This window comes from Candidatus Dechloromonas phosphoritropha (genome assembly GCA_016722705.1).
Lineage (GTDB): Bacteria > Pseudomonadota > Gammaproteobacteria > Burkholderiales > Rhodocyclaceae > Azonexus > Azonexus phosphoritrophus.
Window position 1 is genome coordinate 491,919 of the sequence record JADKGN010000001.1, and the last position, 22,303, is coordinate 514,221.

Here is a 22,303-nt window from a genome sequence, read left to right on the forward strand (position 1 = left end):
TGGAATTTGACGCCGCTTGGTGGGCGCTCATAAACTCACCGTGGTGTGGTTGGATTTCCTATCCTTGACACCTGCCCGAGTTCCAGTGGATCAACACCGGCCTCTGCAACGTCAAGACCAGTTTGACCGGTTGCTATCATGCATTCAACTTCCGAAAGTACTCCGCTCGATACTTGGCCGCATTTACCTACGGCTTCAAGTCTCGATTCGATCTCAGCACGCTGCACCAGCGCTTGCTCGTCGCCGCCGCTCGCTGTGGCGCGCACCTCGGGCGCGCGATTCGACTGGCTGAGGTTCATTGCTAATCAGCGCGCCAGATGCGCTTCCGACAACCAGTCCTGCACCGATGGCGGCAGCAGGAAATCAGTGCCACGCTCTATCGGGTGAAAGGCCATAGCGGCGCCCTTACGCATCCTGGAAGCCCATACATCATAAGATGCGAGGAAGTCCGACAGGCTGCTAGACCCTTTCTCTCCCTGCGTCAGGCGACTGCGCTGCACCGCCGCATCAACAGCACGGACATCGCCCTGCCGCTCGGCCGCCGCGCTTGCCCCCATAACGCGCATCGACGCAGCGACGATAGAACGCCTCGCGTGTCAGTGGTTGCTCTTGCGGATGCATCGCATGCTGGTGCGCGAGATACTGTTCGTAGTCATGCACCCCCACCATTAGCCGCAAGGCCTGCGCAAGCCGCTGCGCGAATGCGCGCAGTGGGCTCGCGGCACGTAGTGCTTCGCCGTGGCGCTCGGCCGCCGCCTCAGCCATCAGCGTGCGCCGGATTTCCTGCGCGCGCGCCGCGCCAAGGTAGCGGCCGCCTTCGGCACCGGCTTGGGTAACAGCGGCCGCTTCGGCGTCCGCCCGGCCGATCGCAGCGGCTTGGCCGCCGCATTCGTCGTGGCGATGCCCCGAAACGGGCCGGGTAAACACGGCGTCAGGCACTGGCAGCAGCCGCACCGGGTTCGCGAAAGACTGGTGGAATCTCCTTCGCGGTCGGTTTGCGGCTGGCCAGCGCACGCCGGATCGTTGCGATCGACGCCACCAGCATGACCACCGCGACGATCATGAAGAAGCCGCACAGCACCGCGTTGACCTGGTTGTTGAAGGCCACCCGGGCCATCTCCTCTATAGTCTTGGCCGGAGCCAGCACCGTGCCCTGCGCGGCCGCTTCGTTGAAGCGGTTGGCCAGCGCCAGGAAGCCGATCTTCGGGTTGTCGCTGAAGATCTTCTGCCAGCCTGCCGTCATCGAGGTGATCAGCAGCCACGCCGTCGGCACAATCGTGACCCACACGTAGCGCTCCTTCTTCATCTTGAACAGCACCACCGTGCCGAGCATCAATGCCATTGACGCCAGCATCTGGTTGCCGATGCCGAACAGCGGCCACAAGGTGTTGATGCCGCCCAGCGGGTCGGTGACGCCTTGATAGACGAACCAGCCCCAGCCGGACACCGCCACCGCGGTACCGAGCACGTTGCCGCTCCAGCTGCCGGTCGCCGCTATCGCCGGGATGGCCGTTCCGGCCAGGTCCTGCACCATGAAGCGGCACGCGCGCGTGCCCGCGTCGACCGCGGTGAGGATGAACAGCGCCTCGAAGAGGATCGCGAAGTGGTACCAGAAGGCCATCATCGCCTTGCTGTTGAAGACGTCGGTAACGATCACCGCCATGCCGACAGCGAAGGTCGGCGCGCCGCCGGCGCGCGACAGGATGCTGTGCTCGCCGACATCGCGCGCGATCTGCAACAGTTGATCCGGCGTGATGGCGAACCCCCAGCCATTGATGACCTGCGATGCCGATTGCACCGTGGTGCCGATCAACGCGGCGGGCGAGTTCAACGCGAAGTACACACCAGGGTCGAGGATCGTCGCACAGATCATCGCCATGATCGCGACCAGTGACTCACCGAGCATCGCACCGTAGCCGATCATGCGCATTTGCGACTCGCGTTCGACCAGCTTCGGCGTCGTGCCGGATGCCACCAGCGCGTGAAAGCCCGAGCATGCGCCGCAGGCGATGGTGATGAACAGGAACGGGAACAGCGCGCCCGAGAACACCGGCCCGGTGCCATCTATGAAGCGCGTCGTCGCCGGCATCTTCAGCTCGGGCAGCGCAACCATGATGCCGATCGCCAGCCCGACGATGACGCCGAGCTTCAGGAAGGTCGACAGGTAGTCGCGCGGCGCCAGCAGCAGCCACACCGGCAGCACCGAGGCGATGAAGCCGTAGGCCACCAGCGCCAAGGTCAGCTCGGGGCCGGTCAAGGTGAACAGCGGGCCCCAATACGAATGGGCGGCTATGTCTTCGCCATAGACGATCGCCGCCATCATCAGCACGAAGCCGATCACCGAGACCTCGGCGATGCGCCCCGGGCGGATGAAGCGCATGTAGATGCCCATGAACAGCGCGATCGGGATCGTCGCGGCAATTGTGAACGTGCCCCACGGACTCTCGGCCAACGCCTTGACGACGATCAGCGCCAGCGCCGACAGGATGATGATCATCACCGCCAAGGTGCCGAGCATGACCACGATGCCGGCGAACGAACCGAGTTCTTCCCTCGCCATTTCGCCGAGCGAGCGGCCGTCGCGCCGTGTGGAGATGAACAGGATCACGAAATCCTGCACCGCACCGGCGAACATCACGCCGATCAGGATCCACAGCGTGCCGGGCAAATAGCCCATCTGCGCCGCCAGGATCGGCCCCACTAGCGGCCCCGCACCGGCAATCGCCGCGAAGTGATGGCCGAACAGCACCCACTTATTGGTCGGCACGTAGTCGAGCCCGTCGTTGCGGCGCTCGGCCGGCGTCAGGCGCCGGTCGTCGAGTTCGAGCACGCGGTTGGCGATGAAGCTGCTGTAGAAGCGGTATGAGATGGCATAGCACGACAGCGCGGCAAGCACCATCCAGGCGGCACTGACATGCTCGCCGCGGCTGAGCGCCAGCATCGCGAAGCCCACCGCGCCGACCAGCGCGACAATGATCCAGAACACCTTTGACTTCATGGGACCCCCCTTTTTCTCGGCCGGAACGACCGAGCGTTCACACTGAAATATCGTCCTCACGATTCATCATGAGCGCCATGCGCGACAGGCAAGGATAGGAAATCCAACGCGCTTTGGGAGAATATAGCTTCTCATCACCGGTAGTCAATCGCGAATTTGGGCGCGGCGAACCGCTGACGGCCCCTGACGAGTGACGGGAATCTCGCCTCGGTGAGTGTCTGCGCTTATTGGCACGTCCACAATGACCAGCAGTTCCTAGCCACTAGTAGTACGTTCCATTAATATATTTACAAACGTGCCGTTAATTGCCATGATTGTCTTAGCATTTGACGTGGAGGTGATCATGGGACGGACAAGCGGGCGAGCAGCTGATGGTCTACCGGGACGTTTCCCTCTACACCGAAGGCGCCGTTCATGATGGACGGCCGAACCCGATTTACACGGTCAGTGTCGATGAAAAGCCCGGCGTTCAAGCGATTGGCTTGACGGCGCCTGACCGGCCACCGGTTCCCGGCAAAGCGCCGACGGTGAGTCGGGATTACGAGTACGTCCGCCATGGAACCGTATCGATCCTGGCCGGCATCGACTTGCACGCCGGCCATGTGTTTGCCCAAGTCGAAGACCGGCACCGCAGCTGCGAATTCATCGGTTTGCTCCGTTCAATCGATGCGTACTACCCGCCGGAGGCCATTATCCGTGTCGTCCTCGACAATCACTCGGCCCACATCTCGAAAGAGACGATGGCTTACTTGGCGACGCGACCCGGACGTTTCGAGTATGTTCATACACCCAAGCATGGTTCTTGGCTCAACTTGATCGAATGCGCTTTCTCGAAAATGGCCCGGACCTTCCTCCGCCATATCCGCGTCGCCTCGATTCATGAACTCAAAGCGCGCATCCTGAAAGGTATCGATGAAATGAACGCCACCCCAGTTGTCTTTCGCTGGAAGAAATTCGACCTCGAAATCGCATAATACGTAATTATATTGATGGAACGATATACTATGTTGTGAAGGGCGGCTTCGTGATCCGAGACCTGCCATTCAGAGAAGCACTTTCCGTTGCCTGTCGATGACCGCTCATGGCCGCAATGTAAACCTTTACATAGCGGCCACTGTACTAAACCGCTGACGCGGTAATCGCCGATTGACGGCCGAATTCAGTGGGATGGATTTACAGAAGGCTCCTGACGGAGAACGATGAAGTCGCTGCTTGCAGCACTTCACTCATTCCCGATAAGGAGCTTAATCATGACCCCACTACGCCAGCGCATGCTCGAAGACATCTTTCGCCAAACCGGGCCCCGTTTCCGCGAGGACCACGCTGACGCGCTCAGTCGCGGGCAGCGCCGCGTCATGAGCGCGGTCGAGCGCTGCCGCACCGCCGCTCTCGGCGGACACGTGGAGCAGTGTGACGCCTGTGGTCACCTGCGCATTGCCTTCAACAGTTGCCGCAATCGGCACTGCCCGAAGTGTCAGTCCCTGGTGCGTGCGCAGTGGCTGGATGATCGCCACGCCGATCTCCTGCCTGCGGATTATTTCCACGTCGTCTTTACGTTGCCAGAGGAGATTGCAGCGATCGCGTATCAGAACAAGGCTGTGGTCTATGACATCCTGTTCCATGCAACTGCCGAGACCTTGCGCACGATCGCGGTGGATCCCAAGCACCTCGGTGCCGAGATCGGCTTCATCGCGATCCTGCACACCTGGGGTCAGAATCTGCTGCATCACCCACATCTGCATTGTGTGGTGCCGGGCGGCGGCTTGAGTGCCGATGGTGAGCGCTGGATCGCCTGCCGTCCGGGGTTCTTTCTGCCGGTGCGGGTGCTCTCGCGGCTCTTTCGCCGGTTGTTTCTGGCGCAGTTACAGGCCGCCTTTGACGCCGGGCACCTACGCTTCTTCAACACTCTCGAACCGCTTCAGGTTCCACGTACGTTCGCCCACTATCTGGCGCCTGCGCGAAAGGTCGAGTGGGTGGTCTACGCCAAGCCGCCGTTTGGCGGTCCTCAGCATGTCCTCGAGTATCTGGGTCGCTACACCCACCGGGTGGCCATCTCGAATAATCGGCTGCTCGACTTTGGCGATGGCCAGGTTCGCTTTCGCTGGAAGGATTACCGCCATGAGTCGCGTCCGAAAGTGATGTGTCTGGATGACCAGGAGTTTACGGTCTCACTGCACAGGCGTGTTGAGGGCTATTTGGTCGAGCGTCACCGCCTGGGTTTCTCTGACCACACTCAGGCATACGCCCTACGCAGCTTCGCGAAACATGTTCTGGCAGTCCGCTATCGTGGGCCACTGACCGTAGATGTCATGACCGACTGGGCACGGCACGACAGTCACGGAAGCACAGATCCACTTACTTGGGCGCGCCGACTGAAGCTGCTGCGTACCTTTCTGCGTTGGCTACAGCAATTTGAACCGCACACTGAGGTGCCTGACGACGCCATCTTCGGACCGCTGCCGGAACGACTGGCGCCGCATATCTATAGCGAGCAGGAGATCGTCGATCTGCTGGCTGCCGCCCGGCGTCTTGGGCCTGCGCAGGGATTGCGGTGCGTCGTGTATGAAACGCTGTTTGGTCTGATTGCCAGTACCGGAATGCGAATCTCCGAAGTCCTGACACTGCGTAACGAAGACATCAACCTCAAGTACAGCATGCTCACTATCCACCAAGCAAAGTTCGGCAAGTCGCGGCAAGTAGCACTATCGTCATGAAAAATGGACATCCCAAAAAGCTTAAGTAAGTGCCATTCCTATCCGGCCTTACTTTCGACCTTGCCGAACGTCTCGACGAAGATAAGCAATCATTGGACAGCAAGCTTATTGAAGCTAAGTACGAGAAAAAACCCGACCATATGTTTGCCCGCCAGAACGACGAACTCAAGGGCATCATCAACGCCGGGCACACCCCCGCCAGTGCCTATGTCGGTCGCGTCGTTAAAGTGGGCGATGAACTTCTCCCCAAAAAGTTCACCGTGTGGTGTGCGAATGCGCTGGCCGGAATCGGTCTCGAAAAGCACCTCCCCGACTCGACAATCAGTCGCGGCCTTGGTATCGATATGCGCCGCAAGTTGCCCGGCGAGCGCGCTGAACGTCTCCGCCATGCAGATCCGCGTGAATTCGAAGACCTGGCCTCCCAATTGGCACGCTTTGCCGCCGACTACGCCGAGCAGGTTCGCCAAGCGCGCCCGAAACTTCCCGACCAGCTCGGTGACCGCGCTCATGACAATTGGGAGCCGCTGTTTGCCATTGCCGAGTGTGCCGGCCCCGAGTGGGTCGAGTATGCCAGCACAGCAGCGCTTGCACTATCAGCACCCAAGGCCAAGGCCGATGCAAAGATAGGATCCGAGCTGCTGGCCGATGTAAAGGAGATTTTTGATAGCAAGATGGTCAGCCGCATTTCCTCTGCCGACTTGGTGGCTGCCCTGATCGCCGATTCCGAAGCACCATGGGCGACCTATAACCGTGGCAAGCCGATCTCGTCGCGCCAACTCAGCCAACTGCTTGGTGCCTACGGTATCCACTCCAAGACCGTCCGATTCGGTTCCTCGACGCCCAAGGGATTCGAGTTTGCCCAACTCCAGGACGCATTTACCCGCTATCTGGGTGCCACCGTGACGGTGGAAGTCCAGGCTGATGACCAGCCATCCATCGTTTCAGGCGACGACTGGCCGGACGCGCCGAACTGCAGCTTCTAGCCCTACTGAAATGGCCTCCGGCACTGACACCGGGGGCCAACCCGATGGTGCTCGCGATCTGGGTCGCTGAACCCTGTACCTCTCCCATAAGCACTGAATGATCAGTGCCAATGACAAATTCATCAAGGATACAAATGAAAAACTTTCAACAAAAACGCCCGTACTGCGATATGGGCAAGCTCACCTCGCTGGTCTATCAGATCAATGCCGATTCCGAGTACGGCACCTGGATCACTGTGCTGATGGTCATTTTCAATGAAACCGACGGCAGCGACGAAGGCTTCGAGCTTGCCGATCGTTGGAGCAGCGAAGGCTACGAAAAGTACAAGGGCACCAAGGATGTCTGGGCTCATTGGCGCCATATCAAGCCGGATCACCCGAACCCTGCACGTCTTGGCTCCCTGATTCGCTTGGTCAAACAACGCTGTCGCTAAACCAATCAACAGGCCCTGCTACGCGCGGGGCCATTTATTCGGAGGAACCAACATGCCCATCGTCAAACTCACCCCGCAATTCATCGCATCATCCCTCGCCTGCCCTCCCGGCAAGAAGCGGGTGGAATTCTGCTGCCTTGACGTACCTGGTCTGTATATCAGCGTTCGCGACACGAGCCCCGGCCAGGGTGTCTATTACCTGCGCTGGAAGGACCCCAACAACAAGACCTGCCACACCAAGCTCGGCCGTACCATCGACATCGATCTGGCGGAAGCCCGCAAGGCCGCCAGGCAATTGCGCAATGACATCGCCCTTGGTGCCAACCCGCAAGCCGATGCCCGTGCCACCAAGGCGGTGCCGACCGTTTCCGAATTCTTCGAGCAGCAGTATCTACCCTACGCCAAGCCTCGCAAACGCAGTTATCGCCGTGACGAGGAAATGTACCGGCTGCGCATCAAGGAGAATTTCGGCCGCATGAAGCTGAACGAGGTCACCCGCAAGCAGGTGCAGTTGTTCCATAATCGTCTGGTGGCGGAGGGTCTTATGCCGGCCAGCGCAGATCATTATCTCAAGCTGCTGCGTCAGGCCTGGAACCTTGCTGTCGAATGGGAAGTGCTGGATTCAAGTCCCCTGACCCGCCTGCAACTGTTCAACCCGGACAACCGGATCGAGCACTACCTGTCGCCGGCCGATCTGGAGAAGCTGCTCAATGTGTTGCGTACCGCCCCATCTCGCACGGTGTGCAATGTCGCCCTGTTCCTGCTCTCGACCGTAACCGGTAACTCTGCGGCGTTCTTTCCAGCGCCGATCGTGCTGTCGACAATGTCCTCCTCGAATCACGAAACGCGGAGGAGGCCAGGATGGCCAAGGCAGGGGAAGGGTCGCGGGTGCGGCGTAGCGCGAGCGAATGGGAGGCGTTGCTGTCGCGATTTCCGGGCAGCGGTTTGAACGTTGCGACCTTCTGCAAACGCGAAGGGATCAGCGATACCAGCTTCCATCGCTGGCGCACACGTCTGGGCATCGCCCTCGACAGTCAGGACAAGGCCAGCGGCCAGCCGGCCACCTTCGTCGACGTCGGCCCTCTGAGCACAACCACGGCGACGCCCGCTCGTTTCCACCTCACCCTCGACCTCGGCGGCGGCCTGATCCTGCAGCTGGAGCGCCGCTGATGTTTTTCCCTGAAGGCCAAATCCGCGTCCAAGTCTATGGCCAGCCGGTCGACCTGCGCAAATCCTTCGACGGTCTGTACGCGATCACCCGTCATGTCCTCGGTCAGGACCCGCTGAGCGGCCAGCTCTTCGTCTTCTTCAATCGCCGTGGCACTCAGGTGAAAGTGGGCGCACACGCGTCGTAAGTTCTTTGACGCGCAAGACGCGGAACCAGAAGCGGCAGCGCAGGCACTCGCGCTCATTGGGGACCTGTATCAGGTCGAAGAGCGCATCCGCGAGCAAAAGCTCACCGGTGCAAGGAAGCGCGACTATCGTCTGGAGCATGCCAAACCGATCGTCGAGCGTTTCTTCGCCTGGGTTGGCGAACGCTTCGCGGCGCAGGGGCTGTTACCGCGCAATCCGCTGACCAGGGCGCTGGCCTACGCGCGCGATCGACGATGGGGACTGGAGGTCTTCCTCGCCGACCCGGACGTGCCGATCGACACCAATCACCTCGAACGCGCCCTGCGGGTGATTCCCATGGGGCGCCGCTCCTGGCTGTTCTGCTGGACGGAGTTCGGCGCCAGGCAGGTCGGGATCATCCAGAGCCTGATCGTTACCTGTCGGCTGCATCAGATCGACCCCTACGATTATCTCGTCGATGTCCTGCAGCGCGTCGCCGAGCACCCCGCCGACCGCGTCCATGAACTCACGCCACGGGTCTGGAAAGAACTGTTCGCTCAGAACCCGCTGCGCTCGCCTTTGTACGCGTTGCCGAAGTAGGGGCGCTCGACGCCGCGTAGTTGCCGGTTACTCTCGACCGGTGCCCGTCTGAACGAAGCCTTGCGTGCCCGCTGGGACCAAATCGACAAGGAGACGCGGGTCTGGCGCATTCCGGCCAGCAACAGCAAGTCGAAACGTATCCGCTCGGTGCCGCTGAATGATGCTGCACTGGAGGTATTGGCCCAGTTGGATACCGAAGGCAAGTACGACAATCTGTTCGTCAATACACGGACCAGGAAGCCGCTGGTCAATGTGCACAAGGTCTGGGGGCGGCTGCGTGCCGAGGCGGGGCTGGAGTGGCTGCGTATCCATGATCTGCGCCATTCCTACGCTTCCTTTCTTGTGAATTCGGGAAGAACGCTGTACGAGGTCCAGCAGATTCTCAGGCATTCCGACAGTAAGGTGACCGAGCGCTATGCCCATTTGTCATCAAAGACCTTGCAGGATGCAGCCAATACCGCTTCTGTGATCATCAAGGGCGCAGGGTCCAAGGTAGCGTAGGCCCGGTCGGCTGCGGCGAATCTCCCGTGGGCGGTTTTCTGAGCCCGCCCCGGCGCCGGGCTCTCCCGAGGGGTACCCGCCTTGGGCCAAGGCCGAGCGACTGCGGGTCCGGGATGGCTGCCCCCATCCCCCGGGGTCGCGGGGCGCTACGGGCCAGGGTTGGGTCGGCTCGCCCCGGGGGTTCCGGCCCAGGGGCTGGCGCCTTCGGGAATTCATTTGGCGCGAATCGTTAAGTCCTTGGCATCACCGGTCAAGTATTGACTGGCATTATGGGCAATGATGGCAACGTATTCGGGACACCAACCCCATTGAGGAACAAGAAATGTCACAAGACCTTTTCGCCACCCTGGTCTTTCTGATCGGGGCATGGCTTCTCTACCGCAGTCGCAAGCGGGTGTTCGATCGGAAGAACGCTTTTGGCAGAGAGGTGTTCAGCTCGTACCGGAGCAAGTTGATCGGCCGATCTGTTGACCTTTCGATGATGTTCATTGCGGCTTTCATGATGCTGACAGGAGTTATCTTTCTTGCCACCCAGCATCAGGATTCGTGGGGCTGGATCGTCCTGGCACCCATCTGCTGGATAGCGTTCGTCGGCTACATCCCGAGCGGCCGGCGGTAAGCGCCAACTAGCTATCACAATGAATTCGCTACCGTGACCTCTAGTCAAGTCCAAAATCTGCTGTAAATACTCTTCGATCCGATGAATGACGAATGGTTTTCAGCTAGCGAGGGCAACAACGTTGTTGCCCTCGCTAGCTGCGGCGCGGGAAGCCGCCCACTCCTTGAATTCATCCATGTCGAGGTACTTCCGTTCCTGCCAAGCCTCGTTCTGTTCGGCCAGCAGAGCGCCGATCAGGCGCAAGGCTGACTCGTCGTTGGGGAAGATGCGGATCACGCGCTCCCGCCGGCGAATTTCCTCGTTGAGCCGCTCCTGCATGTTCGTTGTGCGTAGCCGCTTGCGATACTTCTCGGGCAAGACCATTACCGCCATGGCATCCTCGAATCCTGCTTCGAGGCAGGCCACCGCTTTGGGGGCGCTCTTGGCGAAGCGCTCGGTGAATTCCGCCAGGCGGCGCTTGGCCTCGACCAAATCGGGCGCCTGCAGCACGAGCTTGACGGCAGCTGCCACCTCGGCGCGGTGGCGGGTGTTGCATTGGCCCAGAATGTTGCGCATCAGATGCACCTGACAGCGTTGCCAGCTGGCCCCCTGAAAGTGCCGCGCTGCCGCTTCACGCAGGCCGCCGTGGTCGTCCGAGATGATGAACTGCGTGCCCTTGAGGCCGCGCCCTCTGAGCCAGCGGAAGGTCTCGTCCCAGGTGGCGAAGCTCTCGGTGTCGCCGATCCGCACGCCCAGAATCTCCCGGAAGCCATCGGAGCGGATGCCTGAGACGGTCAGCACGGCACGCGAAACCACACGATCTTCTTGCCGACTCTTGATGAACAGGGCATCGACCAGCACGAAGGGATACTCGCCGTCCAGCCGCCGTTCGTTGAACGCGCTGACCCGCGGTTCCAGTCCGGCGCACAGTGCGCTCACCATCGATTTGGAGAAGCTGGCGCCGCACAGCTCTTCGGTGATCGCCGAGACCTTGCGCGTCGAGACACCGTGCACGACCATTTCCATGAGCGCCAGAACGAAGGCCTGCTCGCTCCGCTGGTAGCGCTTGAAGATGTCCGTCGAAAAGCTGCCGTCCCGCGTCTGCGGCACCAGCAGCGTCACCGGCCCAACCCGCGTGTAAAGGGTGCGTGGCCGGTAGCCGTTGCGATAGCCGGCCCGTTCGTCCGTGCGCTCGTGCCGCGTCGCCCCCAGCGTTTCCGTCACCTGCGCCTCCAGTACTTGATTGAGCACCGCTTCCACCAGTTTCGCCAGCCCGTCCTGCCCGTTTAAAAGCCCTGGCAGCAAGTCCGTTCCTACGCTAACCTCATACCCAGTCATCGCTTCTCTCCTTCGGTTATCGATCGTCTCGCAACGTCAGTTTACCGAATCGAAGCGGTGGCTACCTGCCACCCGATTTACAGCAGTTTAGGGACTCAATCAGACCTCTTCTCCCCAGTTGCAGTGAGATGACTGGGTGTCGTCACATACAACCACCAATAGCATAATTAGAGCCATGCGAAACCCTATCTCAAACATTGCACACTGGATTGTCCGAATTATTCTCAGCCTGATCGCGATCGTGGTCATTCTGCTCGGCTACAACTACCTGCACGACGAGTACGCGAAATACGAGCATCTTGAACGCGAGCAGGTCTCGCTCCGGGAGACAAAGCAAACACTGGAGACTGCTCGCGATACCTTTTCCAAAGCGTTGCCGTCCCGTATCCCGGACCGCAATGCGCCGGTGAACCTATTTGCCGACAGCATCAAGTCGCTCGAAGCCGAGATCAGCGTCAGGAGCACGACGCGTCAGAAGCTCTGGAATGACCACCCGATCGAGCGCGCAGTTCCTATTTCTCCTACCTTCATTCAGATTACCAAGCTGGACATCGAGATCAACCTACTGCAACAAGGCCTTTTCTATGCCCGGAACCTCCAGACGTTTGCCGCCGGACCTGTTGAAGCCAGTCGCCAGATCGCATGGCACATGGATCATAGCGCCAAGCTGGCCGCCCAGATTTACCAGAGCAAGCAAGCACAATGGGAACTCTCCAAACGAGAATCATTGACCTGGCAGATACCCCTGACCAGCGCATATGGGGCAATGCAGCTACTTGAGGCAGAAGAACGGACGCTGCAAGGCACCAAGGACCAGCACGATGCTGAGCTTTCACGCCAGAAAGCGATCCTTGAAACCCTGAACAAGCGAATACCGCCGGTTCAGTTTCAATTGGATTCAAGGGCCGTTGATGGCTTGATACAGCCGTTCGTGGCGAGCATTGCCAAGACTGAACAAATGCTGGACGGTTCGAACCTGCGCAAGTACCTGCAGCCAGCTATCGAACTGCTGCCGAGTGCATTGTGGATACTTGGCCTCGCCCTGCTCTCCCCGCTGCTGGGCAAGGCGATTACCTATTACCTGATCGCGCCGGTTGCCACCAGCCGTCCGCCAGTCCATCTGCTACCGGACTCGTCGGGCGAGATTTCAACGGCGATCGGCTCGGTGGGCAGCGAGTCAGGTCAAACGGTGCCGTCGCGGGTGTCGCTGCCAATCGTTGTCGACGGGCGCGATGAATTGCTGATCCTGCCGAGCTATCTGCAGGGCATGCCGCGCAATGCGCAGGCTGACACGAAGTGGTTGCTCGATTGGTCAATGCCGCTGAGCAGCTTGCTCTCCGGCATGTACGGCATGACGCGGATTCGCCCGGCCAGCGAAGAGCGGGTGACAGTGTCGTCAGCGACGGACCCGCTGGCTGAGTTCTCGTTGCTTCATGTGCCGGCAGGCTCGGCACTGGTCTTGCAGCCGAGGTGTCTGGTCGGCTTGCTTCAGACCCGTGGCGAACCGGTGAAGATCACCCGTCACTGGCGACTTGGAACGCTCAGCGCGTGGCTGACCCTGCAGTTTCGCTACATTGTCTTCCATGGACCGGCGAAGCTGATCGTCAAGGGCTGCCGCGGGGTGCGGGTCGAGTCGGCGGTTTCCGGGCGCACGGTCAATCAGGCGGCGACGCTGGGCTTCAGCGCGAATCTGGCCTATTCGGTGGCGCGCAACGAGACTTTCATTTCATATCTGTTTGGTGAGCGGGACCTGTTCAACGATAGCTGGAGTGGCGAGGGTTGCTGTGTCCATACCGAAACTTCGTCTGCAGGGGATCGTTCAGGGCTCTTCGGACGCGGGCTTCAGGGGATTGTGGATACTTTCTTGCAGATATTCGGTATCTAGGAGCCTGTCGGACTTAGGAAATTCACGACCGCTACGGAGATTTTCAGAGGTGCTTTGGCCGAAAGCGCGTTCGAAACTGTTGTAAAACTGAAAATTCCGCCTAATTTCTGAGCGTAAATCCCATTTGGCATGGTTTTCCAAGAAAGCCCGACAGGCTGCTAGGGGGTTGGACGACAACCGCGCAACCGGGCACATAACATTACACTGCTTAATCTGGCATCGGCTATTCGAAAAGCAGGCTGTGGTCGAGTGGAAGAAACAGGATCGCTATGGCCGCACAGTCGGCAAAGTTCTGGTCAATGGAATCGATGCCAACCTGGCACAGGTCAAGGCTGGGATGGCCTGGTGATATCGAGACTACGCGAAGGAGCAGACATCAGCAACCGATCGTTGGCTGAACAGCAGGCCCAGACTCAACGCCTTGGGCTATGGGCCGACAAGAATCCGGTCCCACCCTGGGAGTTCAGGCATGTCAAAGCCGGGACGGAGATGAATCAACAGTATCCATGTACCGGCACCGTGCGCTGCACCGGCCCGAAGGGCGGTCGCTACTGCCTAGCCGACAGCGGCGGCAAGAAATACCAATAGCCACGGCCAGCCGAGCGGCTACGCCTTGGTGTTTCAGCTATCCGAAGCCTTGGTAATACCGATCTTTTGCGAGACCTTGTTCAGTGCCCGACCGGTAGCTTGCACGCCACGCTCGATACCATGAGCAGCAGCCTTGGCGCCACGCTCGACACCGTGCGCAGTGGCCTTGGCGCCATGCTCGATGGCAGCCCAATCCTCTCAACTTAGCCCATAGTCATACGGCGGGTTTGTAAGCAAAGGACAGGTGAGGCTTTCGCTGGTTTGGCCGAGGTCGAGCACGATCAGGGATAAATTTCTGAAGGTTTTTGACGATTTCCGAGAAGATTTCCTTGGTAACTCGGGTGGTGATTTGCTGCACACCCGCCAAGACTCGGGGCAAGATACGACGTACGGTATTGAAGGCCATCGTCCGATTCACTCGCCATGGCGAATCGCTGGGCAGCCGCTCTTCCGCAGCCAGGTAGGCGGCCAGGGCATTGAGATTGTCACACACCATCTTGGCCCCAACATCCTGGCAGGCGGCCAGCCAAGTCAGGCCGGACGTGTGCTCCAGATTGAGCCGGTGTTTGATGCGCTTGAACGCCTCCTCGATACGCCAACGGCTGTGATAAAGGGCTGAGAAGCTTGTGGCCGGATACCGCGCGGTATCAAGCAAGGAGGTCATCAAGACCCGTACCTTGCCAGTCGGCGTCACCTGACGAATCAGGCGAACCATAGAAGGCAGACGCGGACACTCGTAATCAATGGCATCCTGACGATGCGGTGGCGGCAATGTCACCTGCGCCTCATCTTCTCCGGATCGCATGAACTGGGTGATGGCAGAAAAGGAAGCGGACGAATCACAGCGTATGCAAAAGGGGATACCTCGATGCAACAGCGCCGCGACCAACCAGGCACCCGGATACCCGCGATCAAGCACCAGCATGTCCTGAGCACCGAGTCGGTCAAGCCGCTCAAACAACATCTGACGTTCGCCGACCAGCGAACTGTGCAAAATCAGCGAGTCGAACAATTCGATCCCTGGCCGAAACAAACCGAAGATGGCCGCTTCTCGAATATGGCGGCGCCCTTCCAGGTCAAGCAAGGTCAGACGTACCTTCGATGCATCCGCCGCCAAGACCCGCAAGCCTTGCCAGTCCGGCTGCTGCGGAACGACCTCATCGACCAGGCGCAGCAATTCTGTATTGAGCGGCTCAAAGAGATTGGCGACCAGATGGCTGCGCGCCTTTGAGAAGGCACTGGCCGTGATCGCCCGACAAAGGCGGGTTCTTCCGGCAAGCAGGGCAAAGCAGGAATCAAGCTCCGCCTGAACTGCGCCGCGAATGCCGGTGAGCAGGAAAGCGATCAGATTCGTGAATGGCAATTCACGGTTTCGGGTGAAAAACCGAGGCTCGCGGCGGGCGGCGGCAAGGAAATTGGCGCCATGAATGTAGTCCGTTAGCCGTGAAACGATATTGGCATATTTAGGCCGTCATATAACGCCTATTTATATCAATTGGTTACATGCTCGATTATATCTTGGCGCGGCCAGATGGCAAAGTTGCCAAAATTAGATGACAGACCGCTAAGTCAAGAGGATTGGATGGCAGCCCCCGTCCTTTCAATCACGGTTGGCGACTTTTCCGTTGCATGGTTTGATTCCGCCTGGGCGGCCATGACAAACAGGCAACCGCAGATCAAGGGGCATAGTGCCTTCAGTGATGCTTTCAACTTGACGCCTGATATGCTTTCTTCCATAGCTGCGCACCATAGCATCGCCAGTCAAAATGATCACCTCTGAGATGTAACCAGTTTTTTCCATGGCTACCGCCCAGTCATTCTCCGATGTAGAGTCATTCCATGTGTGGCCGATACGACCTGAATGAATCTCCACAGATGCTGGCGCTCTACTTCATGCTGGACATGATTGCAGCGCCCTACAGCAATGCCGATGTGCGCCCGACCAATACGGCGCCGATCATCCGGATTCACGAAGGCCAGCGACTGGCCCTGCCGGCACACTGGGGTTTGATTCCGTCGTGGTCGAAGGATGACAAGATCGCGCAGCACACCTTCAATGCCAGAGGCGAGACGGTCGCCGAGAAGCCCAGCTTCCGGGCAGCTTTCAAGCGACGGCGTTGCCTGATTCCGGTGTCGGCTTTCTTCGAGTGGCGGGCGATCCCCGGCGAGAAGAAGAAACAGAAACTGCGCTTCACCAGCCCTGAGCAGCATCCGCTGGCACTGGCCGGACTCTGGGAGCACTGGCAGCAACCCGAGACCGGCGAAACTGTGGCGTCCTATACGATCATCACCACGACGGCCAATGACTTCATGGCACCAATCCATGACCGGATGCCGGTGATACTGGGAAAGAATGATTGGGATGCCTGGCTCGATCCGGAGACGGGCAATCCACTGCTGCTGCAGTCCATGCTGGCGCCATGTCCCGACGATTGGCTGGAATGTGTGCCAGCCTTGTAATGCAAGCTGCAGTGCGTCCGCTAAAGTCTTGCCAGATCAATGGCTGCAGGATTCACCCATGCGAATAGTCAGGAGTAAGCTCGGTGCGTCTCGATAAATGGCTTTGGACCGCCCGATTCTACAAGACGCGTAGTCTGGCTTCCGATGCTGTTGATGGTGGCAAGGTCAAGTTGAACGGTGCAGCGACAAAACCCGCCAAGGATGTGAAAATTGGCGACCGCTTGCAAATCCGTGCCGGCGATCAGGATTGGGAGGTCATCGTGCAGGGCGTCAACGAACAGCGCAGGCCTGCCTCAGAGGCCCAACTTCTCTACCAGGAAACGCCGGCCAGTATTCAGAATCGTACTCAGGCCGCTGAACTACGCAAGATTGCACCCGCTCCGGTTGCTGACCATATGGGCCGCCCAACGAAGCGGGACAGGCGGGAGCTGAATCGGTTTCGCGATAGCTAATCCGCAATCTCGGCCTGTTTCGACAAGCGTGACCGATGCCATGCTTCAATGCTGTGTTTGATGAGGGAGATTTGATGGCCTTCAACGACCTTGAGAAAAAGCGGATCGAGAACGCCCTGGACAAGTTCCTAACCAAGCGGCGTCCACCACCGCACATCCGCAACGAAGTGGACATTGGCTACCGACTGTCCGGCCAGAGTGTCGAGCTCCTTGAAATTCGCCCGCAGTGGGACGATCCCAAGATCATCCATAAACGGCCATTCGCCAAGGCCACCTATGTCCGCGCCCGAGACTGCTGGAAGATTTTCTGGATGCGCGCCAGCCTGAAGTGGCAAGGATACGAGCCGACGCCTGTCGTGCCGTCGGTCGATGAGTTCCTTGAGGTGGTCGATCGCGATAAATATGGGTGTTTCTGGGGCTGAGTGATTGCCAGAATCTTCCCTACCCATGATTGTCACCCAAAATCGAGAACGCTGGAGTCCGCCGCTCCAACCCACCCGAGTTCGGCGAAAGTTCGCCGGCAAATCACCCTACTCCGTTGATCCGATTCGGGTTCCTGACCTGGAACCAAGATAGCGCCCCAGCCAGGTTCGGCATAGGTTCGGCGACCAACGACGACTCGAAAATCCATCGAAAAACCCGTTACAATTCTTCGCGCTAAGTGCCATCAAGAAGTAACCGGCAACTACGCGGCGTCGAGCGCCCCTACTTCGGCAACGCGTACAAAGGCGAGCGCAGCGGGTTCTGAGCGAACAGTTCTTTCCAGACCCGTGGCGTGAGTTCATGGACGCGGTCGGCGGGGTGCTCGGCGACGCGCTGCAGGACATCGACGAGATAATCGTAGGGGTCGATCTGATGCAGCCGACAGGTAACGATCAGGCTCTGGATGATCCCGACCTGCCTGGCGCCGAACTCCGTCCAGCAGAACAGCCAGGAGCGGCGCCCCATGGGAATCACCCGCAGGGCGCGTTCGAGGTGATTGGTGTCGATCGGCACGTCCGGGTCGGCGAGGAAGACCTCCAGTCCCCATCGTCGATCGCGCGCGTAGGCCAGCACCCTGGTCAGCGGATTGCGCGGTAACAGCCCCTGCGCCGCGAAGCGTTCGCCAACCCAGGCGAAGAAACGCTCGACGATCGGTTTGGCATGCTCCAGACGATAGTCGCGCTTCCTTGCACCGGTGAGCTTTTGCTCGCGGATGCGCTCTTCGACCTGATACAGGTCCCCAATGAGCGCGAGTGCCTGCGCTGCCGCTTCTGGTTCCGCGTCTTGCGCGTCAAAGAACTTACGACGCGTGTGCGCCCAGCATTGGGCGTGCGTGATCCCGATCTGCGCCGCGTAATGACTGTAGGCCTGATAGCCGTCCGACAACAGCACCGCGCCTTCGGCGGCGGTCAGTCCGAGGGCCGCCTCGACGTGCTTGAACTCGCGACTGGCGAAGAAGGGGAAACAGATTTCGTCGCCTTCGCCATACACCGGCCAGAAGTACGCCGCTTTCAGCTTGCCGGGTGCGCCCTGTCCGGCCTTGATCGGCGTCTCGTCCATCGCCTTGACGCGCGAGCTGCGGATCGAGGCAAACTGCGCCTCGTAGATCGGTTCGAGCAGAGTGATGCCCTGTTGCCCGATCTGCGTCAGCCACGGCCGGCTGACGGTGATTCCCGCATCGGCCAGGCGTTGATGCTGGCGATACAGTGGCAGGTGGTAGGCAAATTTGTCAATCAGCAGTCCGGCGACGAAGCTGACGTCGGCCCGGCTGCCCTCAATGACACCGGCCGGCGCGTTGGCGCAGACCAGTGTCTGGTTACTCTTGAGCTTGATTACCGGCCGGCGATACTTGATCACCACGTAGCTACCCGGCCGTTGCGCCAGGCGATAGCTGTCCTTGTGGCTGATGACCTCGTAGTCCTCGGGAGAGAGGCCTTCGACTTCCGGCGCGGTGAGCTCGACGACTTCGACTGGGACGCGGTTCTCGTCGAAGAAGGGCACGCTTTCGTCACTGGGACGCTTGCTGGTCGGCTGACGGGTATGCGCGGCGACGGGGCGACCTGGTGACTCAGAACCTGGTGGGGGCGTCGGGAACTCGCCGAGACTCAGTTGGCCGCTCGGCGTGACGTCGATGCGTCGTTCGCTTTTCTGGCCGAAGATCTGGCGCTTGAACCAGTCGATTTGTTGCTTCAGTGCGGTGATTTCAGCAGACAGCGTCTGGCACAGATCCAGCACCTCTTGCGGGCACAATGCTGCGGCTTGTTCGAGGTTGTAAACCGTCTGGTAACGTGCTGAATCCATGCGTGTATTTTAACACAAGCCGCTGTTTTGAAGTGTTTTTATGGGCGCTCCAGAGGCGTGATAACGCTTCTTCCGGCGTCCCGGCTCGATCCCTTCGAGGAGCAGTTTCAGACCGGTCCAGTCGATTTCGCACGTGCGCACTTTATCCCAGTTGGCGACGAAACGGCCTTCTTCGAGACGCTTGGCCCACAGGCAGAAGCCGCTGCGATCCCAGTAGAGCACCTTCACCTGAGTGCCACGGCGATTGAAGAAGACGAAGAGCTGGCCGCTCAGCGGGTCCTGACCGAGGACATGACGGGTGATCGCGTACAGACCGTCGAAGGATTTGCGCAGGTCGACCGGCTGGCCATAGACTTGGACGCGGATTTGGCCTTCAGGGAAAAACATCAGCGGCGCTCCAGCTGCAGGATCAGGCCGCCGCCGAGGTCGAGGGTGAGGTGGAAACGAGCGGGCGTCGCCGTGGTTGTGCTCAGAGGGCCGACGTCGACGAAGGTGGCCGGCTGGCCGCTGGCCTTGTCCTGACTGTCGAGGGCGATGCCCAGACGTGTGCGCCAGCGATGGAAGCTGGTATCGCTGATCCCTTCGCGTTTGCAGAAGGTCGCAACGTTCAAACCGCTGCCCGGAAATCGCGACAGCAACGCCTCCCATTCGCTCGCGCTACGCCGCACCCGCGACCCTTCCCCTGCCTTGGCCATCCTGGCCTCCTCCGCGTTTCGTGATTCGAGGAGGACATTGTCGACAGCACGATCGGCGCTGGAAAGAACGCCGCAGAGTTACCGGTTACATCTAGAAATGGGATCGTCCTACTGTTAATCCGTAGGTCCCAGGTTCGAGCCCTGGTCGGGGAGCCAAAAGCTTCTGTTGTGAATCTTGCACTTAGCCAATCCCCCGGGGTTGGCTTTTTGCATTCCGGGGATCGCCATACTTTTAGTCCGGCGCTCTCCATTCCGATATCGACCTTCATCTAGAAAACACCATGTTCCCCGAATACCGTGACCTGATTACCCATCTCAAGACCACCGACAGTCATTTCCTCAATCTCTTCGAAAAGCACAACGAACTCGACCGGCGAATCAAGAACATGGAAACGGGCGTCAAGCCGGCCACGCACCACGTCATCGAAGTGCTGAAGAAAGAAAAGCTGGCAACCAAGGATGAGATCTACCAGATCCTGCGCAAGACCGCAGGCTGAACACGTCGCAGGCCAGCCAGATGTCCAAAGTCATCCGCGAACGTTACGAAAACGGTGTATTGGTCGAGCACGATCGAGGGCTCAACGTTCCATGCCCGGAAGTGGCTGAAGCTTGCCGTTCATTCAGTCATCGCCATCAGCCTCGCGGTGCTGGCTGCAGTGGCCATTCATGACAGCCTGGCCCTCGGTAGCGCCATGGATGAGGACGCCACACCGGCCAGTTGCGACCGGCCGCGGCTCCGGTCGTAGTTACATTGGATATCTCTAAGGCTGCGCCATGTTCAAGCTGATAATTGCCCCGTTGATTGCCTATCGGCGCGCGTCAAGATAGTTGTCGCCTCGGTCATGCAGCCAATGGCGGAATAAGCTTGTCTTCCAGATGCGCGTTGGCGATGCAATCGCGTTCTGGATTGAGGGTCACTACACCGACCGGCGTCCAATTTCGTGTCTGACCAGTCCAGCGCGCCGGGTTCAGATCACGCGCTGAGGTATAGACGGCATGTCGGGCCGCGAGAATGGCGAGATCCTCGCCGGCATGGCGCTGGGCTGGGCTGACATAACGAATGCCACTGTGCCGATGCTCGACGTTGTACCAGTGCACGAAGCTGACTGCCCAGGTCCTGGCGTCGTTGAGCTCGGCAAAGCCGTTAGCAGGAAACTCAGGGCGGTATTTGGCCGTCCGAAACAGCGATTCCGCGTAAGCATTGTCATCACTGACTCGGGGTCGAGAATACGAGGGCCTGACTCCCAGCCAGTTGAGCATCGCCAGCACCGTCGTGGCCTTGAGCGTCGAGCCGTTGTCGCCGTGCAGAACAGGCTTGGTCGCGAGTGCGGCAATCCCCTCGGCGAGCGCCGTACGGCGCACCAGATGCGCGGCATGGTCGGCGTGATCGCTGCCGTGCACCTCCCAGCCGACAATCTTGCGGCTATACAGGTCGAGGATGAGATAAAGGTGAAACCAGTGCCCCTTAACCTTGCCTGGCAGATAAGTCATGTCCCAGCACCACACCTGGCGCGGCGTGGTGGCAATGTGCGCGGTCGGTACTCGCTGTTGCCTGGGCGCCTTGGCCCGTCCTCGGAGGGTGGTTTGACCGTGCTCACGCAGCACTCGGCTGAAGGTGGATTCGCTGGCCAGGTAAATCCCTTCATCAGCCAGCATCGGCACCATGCGCGCTGGCGGCACGGCCGCAAAGCGTGGCTCGTTGGCCACGGCAAGCACCTGCGTGCGTTCGGCCTCACTGAGCGCGTGCCTGGGCGTCGGGCGCATGGACAAGGGCCGGCGATCTGCGCAGATGCCGCCCTCAATGGCTTTCCAGCGTTGCAAGGTGCGTAACTCGATGCCGGCTACCTCGCAGGCAAGCCTGAGCCGAGCACCGGCGACATGGGCGGCATGGATGTCTTGGGCCAAGGCTTGGCGATCTTCAAGGCCGATCATTCGGCCTCGCCTTTGTTGAAGATCGCCGCGACTTTTTTGAGAGAACCAGCAGGGCAGCGGTTTCAGCGAGTGCCCGGTCCTTGCGTAGCAATTCGCGTTCGAGTTCCTTGATGCGTTTGCGGTCTTGTCGGGTTGCTTGCGGGCTGGCTCTGACTTCTTCCGGTTCGGCCAACGCTGTCGTGGCGCTGGCCCACCATTTGATCAGCTCGTCCGGATAAACGCCGTGCTCTCGACACCACGCGCTTTTGCTGGTTTCGTCCAGCGCCGCAGTGACGATCACCGCCTCCAGGCGCGCCGCCACAGTCCATGCCCGCCCTCGGGCGGGCATGGACTGCGCGTCATCTCGCCAACGCTCAAGGGTTCCCGAACCAATGCCTACTTCACGGGCCACCACATCTATTGCTGCATTTTCCGGCGCCAACAATCGTGCTACCGCTCTACCTTTGAACTTCTCTGAATACCTTGCCATTTCCATCCTTTGTCGCCGCCCCAGGGGGAGATTCTATCGAG

The 22,303-nt window shown here is 59.7% G+C and carries 24 protein-coding genes and 3 pseudogenes; 18 read left to right on the plus strand and 9 right to left on the minus strand.

The window, feature by feature from the left end; genetic code table 11:
* The first annotated feature begins 71 nt into the window (after window positions 1-71).
* Window positions 72-305 (plus strand): annotated as a pseudogene (locus IPP03_02435) (IS1595 family transposase).
* A 202-nt stretch (window positions 306-507) separates the two neighbouring features.
* Here the strand turns inward: IPP03_02435 and IPP03_02440 are convergent.
* Window positions 508-765 (minus strand): YbdD/YjiX family protein, encoded by a 258-nt coding sequence (locus tag IPP03_02440; protein ID MBL0351592.1) that lies wholly within the window; start codon window positions 763-765, stop codon window positions 508-510.
* 166 nt (window positions 766-931) lie between these two features.
* On the minus strand, window positions 932-2,998 hold the full coding sequence (locus IPP03_02445; GenBank protein ID MBL0351593.1) for a carbon starvation protein A: 2,067 nt from the start codon (window positions 2,996-2,998) through the stop codon (window positions 932-934).
* 344 nt (window positions 2,999-3,342) lie between these two features.
* On the opposite strand from IPP03_02445, the pseudogene IPP03_02450 reads away from it, so the two are divergent.
* From IPP03_02450 to IPP03_02495, 10 genes and pseudogenes are all read left to right on the plus strand, one after another.
* Window positions 3,343-3,972, plus strand: a pseudogene (locus tag IPP03_02450) (IS630 family transposase).
* Window positions 3,973-4,248: 276 nt separating this feature from the next.
* Window positions 4,249-5,712 carry an IS91 family transposase gene (locus tag IPP03_02455; protein MBL0351594.1) on the plus strand — a complete coding sequence of 488 codons (1,464 nt, stop codon included), beginning with the start codon at window positions 4,249-4,251 and terminating at the stop codon, window positions 5,710-5,712.
* 29 nt (window positions 5,713-5,741) lie between these two features.
* Window positions 5,742-6,695 (plus strand): DUF3631 domain-containing protein, encoded by a 954-nt coding sequence (locus IPP03_02460; GenBank protein ID MBL0351595.1) that lies wholly within the window; start codon window positions 5,742-5,744, stop codon window positions 6,693-6,695.
* 134 nt (window positions 6,696-6,829) lie between these two features.
* Window positions 6,830-7,129, plus strand: a complete 300-nt coding sequence (locus IPP03_02465) for a PriCT-2 domain-containing protein (GenBank protein ID MBL0351596.1) — start codon at window positions 6,830-6,832, stop codon at window positions 7,127-7,129.
* A gap of 52 nt (window positions 7,130-7,181) precedes the next feature.
* A complete protein-coding gene (locus IPP03_02470) occupies window positions 7,182-8,078 on the plus strand; it encodes an integrase arm-type DNA-binding domain-containing protein (protein MBL0351597.1) in 897 nt (298 codons plus the stop codon).
* A complete protein-coding gene (locus IPP03_02475; GenBank protein MBL0351598.1) occupies window positions 7,991-8,299 on the plus strand; it encodes an IS66 family insertion sequence element accessory protein TnpB in 309 nt (102 codons plus the stop codon). The genes IPP03_02470 and IPP03_02475 overlap by 88 nt, the downstream gene beginning before the upstream one ends.
* Window positions 8,299-8,484: an IS66 family insertion sequence element accessory protein TnpB gene (gene tnpB, locus IPP03_02480; GenBank protein ID MBL0351599.1), complete on the plus strand. Its 186-nt coding sequence runs from the start codon at window positions 8,299-8,301 to the stop codon at window positions 8,482-8,484. The genes IPP03_02475 and tnpB (IPP03_02480) overlap by 1 nt, the downstream gene beginning before the upstream one ends.
* Window positions 8,465-9,061: pseudogene (locus IPP03_02485) on the plus strand (transposase). The gene tnpB (IPP03_02480) and the pseudogene IPP03_02485 overlap by 20 nt, the downstream one beginning before the upstream one ends.
* Window positions 9,062-9,109: 48 nt before the next feature.
* Window positions 9,110-9,562: a site-specific integrase gene (locus IPP03_02490; protein ID MBL0351600.1), complete on the plus strand. Its 453-nt coding sequence runs from the start codon at window positions 9,110-9,112 to the stop codon at window positions 9,560-9,562.
* A gap of 322 nt (window positions 9,563-9,884) precedes the next feature.
* Window positions 9,885-10,181, plus strand: a complete 297-nt coding sequence (locus IPP03_02495; GenBank protein MBL0351601.1) for a hypothetical protein — start codon at window positions 9,885-9,887, stop codon at window positions 10,179-10,181.
* A 99-nt stretch (window positions 10,182-10,280) separates the two neighbouring features.
* Here the strand turns inward: IPP03_02495 and IPP03_02500 are convergent, their stop codons facing one another.
* Entirely contained in the window at window positions 10,281-11,498 is a 1,218-nt protein-coding gene (locus IPP03_02500; protein MBL0351602.1) for an IS256 family transposase, read from the minus strand.
* 175 nt (window positions 11,499-11,673) lie between these two features.
* Here IPP03_02500 and IPP03_02505 point away from each other — a divergent pair, with 175 nt between their 5' ends.
* Together IPP03_02505 and IPP03_02510 are read left to right on the plus strand one after the other, a co-directional pair.
* Window positions 11,674-13,383 (plus strand): hypothetical protein, encoded by a 1,710-nt coding sequence (locus IPP03_02505; protein ID MBL0351603.1) that lies wholly within the window; start codon window positions 11,674-11,676, stop codon window positions 13,381-13,383.
* A gap of 241 nt (window positions 13,384-13,624) precedes the next feature.
* On the plus strand, window positions 13,625-13,732 hold the full coding sequence (locus IPP03_02510; protein ID MBL0351604.1) for a thermonuclease family protein: 108 nt from the start codon (window positions 13,625-13,627) through the stop codon (window positions 13,730-13,732).
* 453 nt (window positions 13,733-14,185) lie between these two features.
* Here the strand turns inward: IPP03_02510 and IPP03_02515 are convergent, their stop codons facing one another.
* Together IPP03_02515 and IPP03_02520 are read right to left on the minus strand one after the other, a co-directional pair.
* Window positions 14,186-15,400: an IS4 family transposase gene (locus tag IPP03_02515; GenBank protein MBL0351605.1), complete on the minus strand. Its 1,215-nt coding sequence runs from the start codon at window positions 15,398-15,400 to the stop codon at window positions 14,186-14,188.
* A gap of 171 nt (window positions 15,401-15,571) precedes the next feature.
* Window positions 15,572-15,772: a hypothetical protein gene (locus IPP03_02520; GenBank protein MBL0351606.1), complete on the minus strand. Its 201-nt coding sequence runs from the start codon at window positions 15,770-15,772 to the stop codon at window positions 15,572-15,574.
* Window positions 15,773-15,810: 38 nt separating this feature from the next.
* On the opposite strand from IPP03_02520, the gene IPP03_02525 reads away from it, so the two are divergent.
* From IPP03_02525 to IPP03_02535, 3 genes are all read left to right on the plus strand, one after another.
* Window positions 15,811-16,431, plus strand: a complete 621-nt coding sequence (locus IPP03_02525; protein ID MBL0351607.1) for an SOS response-associated peptidase — start codon at window positions 15,811-15,813, stop codon at window positions 16,429-16,431.
* An 83-nt stretch (window positions 16,432-16,514) separates the two neighbouring features.
* Window positions 16,515-16,883 carry an RNA-binding S4 domain-containing protein gene (locus tag IPP03_02530; GenBank protein MBL0351608.1) on the plus strand — a complete coding sequence of 123 codons (369 nt, stop codon included), beginning with the start codon at window positions 16,515-16,517 and terminating at the stop codon, window positions 16,881-16,883.
* 74 nt (window positions 16,884-16,957) lie between these two features.
* Window positions 16,958-17,305: a DUF3024 domain-containing protein gene (locus tag IPP03_02535; protein ID MBL0351609.1), complete on the plus strand. Its 348-nt coding sequence runs from the start codon at window positions 16,958-16,960 to the stop codon at window positions 17,303-17,305.
* A gap of 283 nt (window positions 17,306-17,588) precedes the next feature.
* Here IPP03_02535 and IPP03_02540 read toward each other — a convergent pair whose 3' ends face one another.
* From IPP03_02540 to IPP03_02550, 3 genes are read right to left on the minus strand one after another with little or no spacing between them, the layout of a single operon-like run.
* Window positions 17,589-19,166, minus strand: a complete 1,578-nt coding sequence (locus tag IPP03_02540) for an IS66 family transposase (GenBank protein ID MBL0351610.1) — start codon at window positions 19,164-19,166, stop codon at window positions 17,589-17,591.
* A gap of 9 nt (window positions 19,167-19,175) precedes the next feature.
* Window positions 19,176-19,553, minus strand: coding sequence for an IS66 family insertion sequence element accessory protein TnpB (gene tnpB / locus IPP03_02545; GenBank protein MBL0351611.1), 378 nt, complete (start codon window positions 19,551-19,553; stop codon window positions 19,176-19,178).
* The gene (locus tag IPP03_02550) at window positions 19,553-19,861 is read right to left on the minus strand and encodes an IS66 family insertion sequence element accessory protein TnpB (GenBank protein ID MBL0351612.1); all 309 of its coding nucleotides are present in this window, start codon (window positions 19,859-19,861) and stop codon (window positions 19,553-19,555) included. The genes tnpB (IPP03_02545) and IPP03_02550 overlap by 1 nt, the downstream gene beginning before the upstream one ends.
* Before the next feature lie 281 nt (window positions 19,862-20,142).
* Here IPP03_02550 and IPP03_02555 point away from each other — a divergent pair, with 281 nt between their 5' ends.
* A complete protein-coding gene (locus IPP03_02555) occupies window positions 20,143-20,358 on the plus strand; it encodes a YdcH family protein (GenBank protein MBL0351613.1) in 216 nt (71 codons plus the stop codon).
* Between the two features lie 54 nt (window positions 20,359-20,412).
* Window positions 20,413-20,607 carry a hypothetical protein gene (locus IPP03_02560; GenBank protein ID MBL0351614.1) on the plus strand — a complete coding sequence of 65 codons (195 nt, stop codon included), beginning with the start codon at window positions 20,413-20,415 and terminating at the stop codon, window positions 20,605-20,607.
* 94 nt (window positions 20,608-20,701) lie between these two features.
* Here the strand turns inward: IPP03_02560 and IPP03_02565 are convergent.
* A protein-coding gene (locus tag IPP03_02565) for an IS3 family transposase (GenBank protein MBL0351615.1) occupies window positions 20,702-22,262 on the minus strand; the annotation gives its coding sequence in 2 pieces (ribosomal slippage) (window positions 20,702-21,824 and window positions 21,823-22,262; 1,563 coding nt in all).
* Window positions 22,263-22,303 lie beyond the last annotated feature (41 nt).